This window comes from Jatrophihabitans sp. (assembly GCF_051960575.1).
In the GTDB taxonomy this organism is placed as follows: domain Bacteria; phylum Actinomycetota; class Actinomycetes; order Mycobacteriales; family Jatrophihabitantaceae; genus JBQCEE01.
Window position 1 is genome coordinate 1 of sequence record NZ_JBQCEE010000316.1, and the last position, 7,853, is coordinate 7,853.

Consider the following 7,853-nt stretch of genomic DNA (forward strand, 5'->3'; position numbering starts at 1 on the left):
CGCGCACCGCCCGACCGGCGGCGTCGCTCGCGTGCGGCTGGTGCCGATCGAGGTCGTGCCGACCGGCGCGAATCAACAGGCGTTGTGGGGCGCGCGGGGTGACAGCGACGACCGCGCCGCGCGGGCGCTCGCGCGCGTGCAGACCCTGCTCGGCCACGGCTCGGTGCTCGCGCCGGTGCTCGAGGGCGGGCGTGACCCCGCCCAGCGCACGCGGCTGGTGCCGTGGGGCGACGACCCCGAGCCGATGCGCTCGCCCGAGCAGCCGTGGCCCGGTCAGCTGCCCGCGCCCGCGCCGTCGGTGCTGCTCGATCCCCCGCGTCCGGCCCAGGTGTTGGACGCGAACCGCCGGCCGGTCGTCGTCACGCCGCGGGGCGCGATGCCGTCGCCGCCCGCGCTGTTCGGGTTGGGCAGCGAGAAGCCGGTGGCGGTGCAGGGCTGGGCCGGGCCGTGGCCGGTCGACGAGCGGTGGTGGAACCCCGAGTCGGCCCGCAGCGTCGTGCGCTGCCAGGTCGTCGACGTGCGCGGCCGCGCCTATCTGGTGAGCGGGACGATGCCCGCAGGCCAGTGGCAGGTCGAGGCGATCTACGACTGACCACCTGTCGCCGCCCGACGGCCGGTGCCAGGATGGCCGCCATGAGCGCCGACGCCGGCCAGTACTCCGCCGCCCTCGCCCGCGCAGTGGCGCACGCGACGAGCTGGCTCGAGCAGGTGCCCGACCGACCGGTCGGTCCGCAGGGTTCGGCGGACGAGTGGCTGCAGGTCTTCGGCGGACCGCTGGGCGACGACCCCGTGGCACCGGCCGCGGTCGTCGACGAGCTCGACGCGGCGCGTCCCGGGCTCATGGCGATCAACTCCGGACGCTTCTACGGCTGGGTGATGGGGGGCGTGCTGCCTGCCGCGCTCGGCGCCGACTGGCTGACCAGCGCGTGGGACCAGAACACCGGCCTGCGCTACGCGACGCCCGCGACGGCGGCGATCGAGCAGGCCGCCGGAGCGTGGCTGCTCGATCTGCTCGGGCTGCCCGCGTCCGCCGACGTCGGCTTCGTCACCGGCGCGACCATGGCCAACTTCACCGGGCTCGCCGCGGGGCGGCACGCCGTGCTCGCACGCGCCGGCTGGGACGTCGAGGCCGACGGGCTGCAGGGCGCGCCGCGCGCGCGGGTGCTCGTCGGCGCCGAGCGGCACGACACGATCGACCTCGCGCTGCGGTACCTCGGGCTCGGGCGCCCGCAGGCGGTGGAGGCCGACGAGCAGGGCCGGCTGCGCGTCGACGCGCTGGCGGCGGCGCTGGCCGCGGGCGACGGGCCGACCCTGGTGTGCCTGCAGGCGGGCAACCTGCACTCGGGCGCGTTCGACCCGCTGGCCGAGGCGATCGCCGTCGCCCACGAGCACGGCGCGTGGGTGCACGTCGACGGCGCGTTCGGGCTCTGGGCCGCCGCCACCCCGTCGCTGCGGCACCTCACCGCCGGCGTCGAGGGGGCGGACTCGTGGGCCACCGACGCGCACAAGACGCTGAACGTGCCGTACGACTGCGGCATCGCGATCGTCCGCGACCCGGCGGCGTTGCGCGGGGCGATGGGCGTGCACGCGAGCTACCTCATCGCCGACGCCGCGGGTGATCCGCTCGAGACCGTGCCCGAACTGTCACGCCGTGCCCGCGGCGTGCCGGTGTGGGCGGCGCTGCGCTCGCTCGGACGCCGCGGTGTCGCCGGGCTCGTCGAGGGGCTCGCCGCGCGGGCGCGCGACCTGGCCGCGGGCATCGGTGCCGTACCGGGCGTCGAGGTGCTCAACGACGTCGTCTACACGCAGGTCTGCCTGGCGTTCGGCGACGACGAGCGCACCCGCGCGGTCACCGCCCGGCTCATCGCCGACGGCGCCGCCTGGATGTCCGGCTCGCGCTGGCGCGGACGCGATGTCCTGCGCATCTCGGTGAGCAACTGGTCGACCGACGCCGACGACGTGGCGCGCTCCGTCGCCGCCGTGGCCCGCGCCGCCGCCGGCTGACGTCGCTTGATCAACGCGGTCCGGGTTACTCCCACCTTGGGTGCGGCTTCATTTTCCGGGACGCCGGACGCGGGCGGGGGGATACCGGGGGGGACGCTCAGCCGGCGGCGGCGGGGCTGGGGGCGACCTTCGCGACGAACGTCTCGACGTCGTCGAGAGCCTCGCGGGCCGAGCGCGACACGCGGAAGCCCATGTGGAACACGTGGGTCTGGCGCGGCCACAGGCGCAGGTCGCCGGCGCCGCCCGCGGCGTGCAGGGCGGCGATGTAGGCCTCGGCGTCGCCCGCGAGGATCTCGTCCGCGCTCGACTGGATCAGCACCGGCGGCATGACCGAGAGGTCGTCGAGCAGCAGCTGCACCTCGGGCGAGTGCTCGGCGTCGCCGCGGTAGAAGCAGTTCATCGCCGCGCGTCCGGTGCGGGCGTCGATGACCGGCAGCCGCCGGCCGAGTTCACGCTCGCGCTGCTCGCTGACGCGCATGGTCGGGTCGACGACCGGCGAGAAGGCGACGACGCCGGCAGGGGCGGGCAGTCCGGCGCGCAGCGCGCGGGGGGTGAGGCCGAGCGAGAGGTGGCCGCCGGCCGAGTCACCCGCCACGACGATGCGCGCCGCCGGCACGCCGGACGCGAGCAGCCACGCGTAGGCGCGCAGCACGTCGTCCGGGCCCGCAGGGAACGGGTGCTCGGGCGCGAGGCGGTAGTCGACCGAGAAGACCGAGCGCTGCAGGCGGTGCGCGAGCTCGGACGTGAGCCCCCGGTGCGAGCGCGGCGAACCGGACACGAACGCGCCGCCGTGCACGTACAGCAGCACGCACTCGCCGCGCGTCGAGACCTCACGCTCGACCCATTCGCCGCGAACATGGCGTCCGGTGGCGTCGGTGAAGTCGGCCCGGACGTGCTCGAGGCGGGTCGACGGGTCGGGACGGAACATCGGCCGGCTGAGCTGGAACTCGAGCATGCGGCGCATGCCCTCGACCTCGACCCGGTTCATCCGGCCGCGGCGGCCGACGCCCTGCGCGTAGAGCTCGAACGCACGGAACGTGTTGCGCTGGGCCTGCTGGAGCACGCGCCGGCGGACGTCGGCGCGGGCCCGTGTTTCGGTCGCCATCGTTCCGACGGTACTCGGCGGTTCCTCCGCAGGGGCGTCCGGCGATCAGGCGAGGTGCGCGGCGACGGTGGCGGCGAGCTCCCAGACGGCCTCGGGCGCGTCCTTGTCGATCGCGCCCGTGACGACGACCGGCGCGGCGACGCGCTGCCAGCCGAGCCCCTGCGTGATCGACTCGATCGCCCGCAGCGCACCGGTGGCGTCGTTGTTGCCGTGCAGCCACGCGCCGTACGGCGCACCGGCCTTCGCGGTCAGCGTCGGGTAGTAGACCTGGTCGAAGAAGTGCTTGAGGGCGCCGGAGATGTAGCCGATGTTGACCGGCGTCCCGAGCAGGAAGCCGTCGGCGGCGAGCACGTCCGACGCGGTCGCGGCGAGCGCGGCGCGCACCTCGACGGTGACCCCCTCGATGCCCTCGGCGCGCGTGCCGGCCAGCGCGGCCTCGAGCAGTTCCTGCGTCGCCGGGGACGTGGTGTGGTGCACGACGAGCAGCGAGGGCATGCGTCCAGTGTTCACCTGCGCATGTCAGGGTCGTCGGCGTGACCGTGCTCGAACGCCGCCTCGGCACCCAGGACGCCGTCGTCGTCGGCCTCGGCGCGATGCTCGGCGCCGGCGTCTTCGCCTCCCTCGGGCCGGCGACGCGGGTGGCCGGGCCCGGGGTGCTCATCAGCCTGGTGCTGGCGGCCGTCGTGGCGTACTGCAACGCCGACTCGTCGGCCCGGCTGGCGGCCCGGTACCCGCGCTCGGGCGGCACCTACGTCTACGGACGCGAGCGGCTCGGCCCGTTCTGGGGCCACCTCGCCGGGTGGGCGTTCGTGGTCGGCAAGACCGCGAGCTGTGCCGCGATCGCGGTGACGTTCGGTGCGTACGCATGGCCGGCGCACCCGCACGTCGCGGCGGTGGCGATCGTCACCGTGGCCGCCGCGCTCGACGCGGGCGGGGTGCAGAAGTCGGCGGCGGTCACTCGGGTGATCGTGGCACTGGTGCTGCTGACGCTGGCGTTCGTCGTCGTGGCGTGCCTGGGCGCGGGATCACCGTCGGCCTCGCGCCTGCACCCGTTCCCCGGGGGCAGCGCGCACGGCGTGCTCACCGCCGCGGGGCTGATTTTCTTCGCCTTCGCCGGCTACGCCCGCATCGCGACGCTGGGCGAGGAGGTGCGTGACCCCGAGCGGACGATCGGCCGGGCCGTGCGCATCGCGCTCGGCACGACGGTGGTGACCTACGCGGCGGTGTTCGTCAGCGTGCTGCTGGCCGTGGGACCGGCGGCGGTCGCCGGGCAGGCGGCGCCGCTGCGTGTCGCCCTGCGCGCCGGCGACTGGTCGGGCGCGGCGCCCATCGTCCAGGTCGGGGCGGCGCTCGCCGCGGCCGGCTCGCTGGTCCCCCTGCTGCTCGGCGTCTCGCGCACGTCCTTGGCGATGGCGCGCGACGGGTACCTGCCGGGGCCGGTCGGGCGGGTCGACGGCGGCACCCCGCGGGTGGCGGTCGCCGTGCTCGGGGTGATCGTCGTCGTGCTCGCCGCCACCCTCGACCTGCGGCACGCGATCGGCTTCTCGTCGTTCGGCGTGCTGACCTACTACGCCGTGGCGAACGCCTCGGCCTGGACGCTCTCCCCCGCGCCCCGGCACCGGTTCGTCCCGGCGCTCGGCCTGGTCGGCTGCGTCGTCCTCGCCTTCGCCCTCCCCGGCGCCGACGTCCTCACCGGCCTCGCCGCCCTCGTCCTCGGCGCGGTGTCGTTCGTCGTTGTCGAGGCCCGCCGCCGCGGCTCGGCCAACTCGTGACGGAAACGCGAACGGGTGACGGGTCGAACCGGCGGGTGACGAAACGGACGATCGGGTGACGGCGAATTCGCCGTCACCTGATCTTGAGGTCCGTCACCCGATCTTGGGATGCGCGAGCTAGAAGGCTCCGGTGCCGTTCGGGGTGCCGAGACCGGTCGGTCCGTCGTAGCCGGCGCGCGCGGTGCACAGGTACGACCCGCCGCACGAGCCGTTCGAGCCGGTCGTCACGTCGAACAGCGAGCCGGTGTTCGCGTACGGCAGCGACGGGCTGTACGAGCCGCCGTGCAGCGCCGCCACCGAGGCGACGAGCGGCGACGCCAGCGACGTGCCGCCGACCTGCGCCCAGCCGTCCAGACCCTGCACGACGCCCAGGCCGATCAGGAAGTCGCAGAGCCCGCTGCTACCACAGCTGTTGTAGGTGTCGTAGATGCCGAGGCCGCTGTTCGGGTCGGCGTCGGCCGACACGTCCGCCACGGTGCGCTTCGCACAGCCGCTGTCGTGCTGCCACGACGGCTTCGGCTCGTACGCCGAGCAGCCGCTGCCGGCGCCCGACCATGCGGCCTCCGTCCAGCCGCGGGCGTTGCTCGCCTTGGTGAGCGTCGTGCCGCCCACGCCGGTGACGTACGGCGACGACGCCGGGTACTCGACGCCGTACCCCGAGTCGCCGGACGAGACCGTCACCGCGATGCCCGGGTGGTTGTAGTAGTGGTCGGTCGCGGTGATCGTCGCGTCCTCGCTGCCGCCGTAGCTGTTCGAGATGGCGGACGCACCCAGCCGGGCCGCGGTGTTCACCGCCGTGCCGAGGTCGTCGATCGATGCCGAGTTGGCCTCGACGAGCAGGATCGAGCAGCTCGGGCAGGCGGCGGAGACCGCGTCCAGGTCGAGGGTGATCTCGGTGGCCCAGCCGTAGTCACCGGCCGGCAGCGGGCCGGCGGCGCCGGCCTGGTTCACCTTCTTGAAGCAGCCGTTGGCCGTGGTGCACGGCGGGAGACCGAACGTCTTCCGGTAGACCGCGAGGTCGGCCTCGGCCTTCGGGTCGTCGTAGGCGTCGACGATCGCGACCGTGCGGCCCGACGCCGACAGCCCCGCGAGCTTGTACGCCGACTGGATGTCCGCCGGCTTCAACCCGACCGGGCCGGACGTGATGGCGGGGCCGGCCTGCCCGGCGAAGGTGCGAGCCTTCGCGAAGCAGGTGAGCTGACCGGCGACCGACGTGTGCGCCGCGGGCAGCAGCTTGCCGAGCAGCCGGCTGGCGGGATTCGCGCAACCGAGGTCGACGACGCCGCCGAGCAGCGGCTGGGGTGCGGCCCCTACCGGTGAGGGCGCCGCGACGAGCGCGACGACGCCGAGCGCGGCCGCGGCCAGCGCGAGCAGGGTTCGGGGTTTGCGAGGGACGGGCACGGCAGCTCCTGCGGGCGCGAGCGACTGGTACGGCTGGTTACCGCCCCGACAGGATGACATCGGGTCCGTTATGTCCGTGTTTTGTGACGGGCACGGTTCGCGAGCAGCCGGCTCGGCATACTCCTGCTCGTGGGGTTCGGGACGCTCGCGGTCATCGGCGTCGCCGGGCTGCTCGGCCCGCTGCTGAGCGCCCGCGAGGCCTGGCGCCTGCCGGTCGTGCTGGGCGAGCTGCTCGCGGGCAGCCTGCTCGGCGTCACCGGGGTCGGCCTGCTGCACGCCGGCGACCGCACGTTCACCTTCCTCGGCCAGGTCGGCTTCGCCCTCGTCATGTTCGTCGCGGGGTCGCACGTGCCGGCCCGCGACGCACGCCTGCTCGGCGCACTGCGGGGCGGGGTCGTGCGCGTGCTGCTGGTCGGCGCGGTCGCCGCCGGCCTCGGCTTCCTGGTCGCAGCCCTGTTCGGCACGCACCACGGCGGTCTGTACGCAGTGCTGTTCGCGTCGTCGTCCGCCGCGCTCGTGCTGCCGATCGTGCAGTCGATCGGACTCACCGGTGACGCCGTGCTGCCCCTCATCGCGCAGGTCGCGATCGCGGACACCGCCTGCATCGTCGCCCTGCCCTTGGTCATCGACCCGCACCATGCCGGACGTGCCGCCCTGGGCAGCGTCGTCGTGATCGCGTCCGCCGCGGTGCTGTTCGCGGTGCTGCGCGACCTCGAACTGCGCGGTGTGCGGCGGCGGGTGCACCGGCTGTCGGAGCAGCGCAAGTTCGCCCTCGAGCTGCGCATCAACCTCATCATCCTGTTCGCGCTGGCGGCGGTCGCCGTGCGCCTGCACGTGTCGGTGCTGCTCGCCGGCTTCACCCTCGGGCTCTCGATCGCGCGCATCGGCGAGCCGCGGCGGCTGGCCCGCCAGCTCTTCGCGGTCGCCGACGGCTTCTTCGGCCCGCTGTTCTTCGTCTGGCTCGGCGCCTCGGTCGACCTGCGGCAGCTCGGCGTGCACCCCTCGGCCGCGGTGCTCGGCGTCGCGCTCGGGCTCGGCGCCGTACTCGCGCACGCGGCCGCCCGCGCCCTCGGCCAGCCGCTGCCGCTCGCCGCGCTCGCCGCCGCGCAGGTCGGCGTGCCGATCGCCGCGACGACCATCGGCGGCTCGCTGCACCTGCTGCGCCCGGGCGAGGCCGGCGCCATCCTGCTCGGCGCGGTCATCACGATCGGCGCGTCGGTGGCGGCCGGCGCCGTCGCGGCCCGCCGCGCCAGAACCCCGGATGCCGCACCCGGGCCGTGATCGGCTCGCGCCACGCCGCCGACCCTTCCAAATGCCTTGCATGCGGGCATACCGTCTCGAACATGCGGGTGATCTTCGAGCGCATCGACGGTCGCAGCTACCGCATCGGCGTCCGCCGCGACGGCCGCCACGACGTCGGACCCGACGTGCCGGTGCGGCTCGCCCCCGGCTGGGCCACAGTGCCGCACGACCTCGTCCACTTCGCGGTCGAGGAGCAGGCCCGGCTGTCACTCGGCGTCTTCGGCCAGGTCGCCGCAGGCGGCGACTGCGGCGGCTTCTTCCGTCCCGCC

General features: G+C 74.9%; 6 protein-coding genes and 2 pseudogenes. 5 read left to right on the forward strand and 3 right to left on the reverse strand.

The genetic code is table 11. From position 1 onward, the window contains the following. Positions 1-592 (forward strand): annotated as a pseudogene (locus ACTHMS_RS17450) (DNA polymerase Y family protein); the annotation flags it as partial. A 41-nt stretch (positions 593-633) separates the two neighbouring features. Next, positions 634-2,004, forward strand: coding sequence for a pyridoxal phosphate-dependent decarboxylase family protein (locus ACTHMS_RS17455; protein ID WP_440307932.1), 1,371 nt, complete (start codon positions 634-636; stop codon positions 2,002-2,004). Positions 2,005-2,101: 97 nt separating this feature from the next. Here the strand turns inward: ACTHMS_RS17455 and ACTHMS_RS17460 are convergent, their stop codons facing one another. Both ACTHMS_RS17460 and ACTHMS_RS17465 read right to left on the reverse strand, forming a co-directional pair. Then, the gene (locus tag ACTHMS_RS17460) at positions 2,102-3,109 is read right to left on the reverse strand and encodes an alpha/beta hydrolase (RefSeq protein ID WP_440307933.1); all 1,008 of its coding nucleotides are present in this window, start codon (positions 3,107-3,109) and stop codon (positions 2,102-2,104) included. A gap of 45 nt (positions 3,110-3,154) precedes the next feature. Next, on the reverse strand, positions 3,155-3,604 hold the full coding sequence (locus tag ACTHMS_RS17465; protein ID WP_440307934.1) for a flavodoxin family protein: 450 nt from the start codon (positions 3,602-3,604) through the stop codon (positions 3,155-3,157). Between the two features lie 38 nt (positions 3,605-3,642). On the opposite strand from ACTHMS_RS17465, the gene ACTHMS_RS17470 reads away from it, so the two are divergent. Next, positions 3,643-4,881 (forward strand): APC family permease, encoded by a 1,239-nt coding sequence (locus ACTHMS_RS17470; RefSeq protein WP_440307935.1) that lies wholly within the window; start codon positions 3,643-3,645, stop codon positions 4,879-4,881. Positions 4,882-4,998: 117 nt separating this feature from the next. Here the strand turns inward: ACTHMS_RS17470 and ACTHMS_RS17475 are convergent, their stop codons facing one another. Continuing rightward, entirely contained in the window at positions 4,999-6,282 is a 1,284-nt protein-coding gene (locus ACTHMS_RS17475; protein WP_440307936.1) for a S53 family peptidase, read from the reverse strand. Between the two features lie 129 nt (positions 6,283-6,411). Between ACTHMS_RS17475 and ACTHMS_RS17480 the strand changes: the two genes are divergently transcribed. Next, positions 6,412-7,563, forward strand: coding sequence for a cation:proton antiporter (locus ACTHMS_RS17480; protein ID WP_440307937.1), 1,152 nt, complete (start codon positions 6,412-6,414; stop codon positions 7,561-7,563). A gap of 62 nt (positions 7,564-7,625) precedes the next feature. Further along, positions 7,626-7,853: pseudogene (locus tag ACTHMS_RS17485) on the forward strand (hypothetical protein); the annotation flags it as partial.

Coding starts and splice junctions, on each gene's coding strand:
- ACTHMS_RS17465 (WP_440307934.1), bottom strand. CDS start 3,604: ATGCCCTCGCTGCTCGTCGTGCACCACACCACGTCCCCGGCGACGCAG.
- ACTHMS_RS17455 (WP_440307932.1), top strand. CDS start 634: ATGAGCGCCGACGCCGGCCAGTACTCCGCCGCCCTCGCCCGCGCAGTG.
- ACTHMS_RS17460 (WP_440307933.1), bottom strand. CDS start 3,109: ATGGCGACCGAAACACGGGCCCGCGCCGACGTCCGCCGGCGCGTGCTC.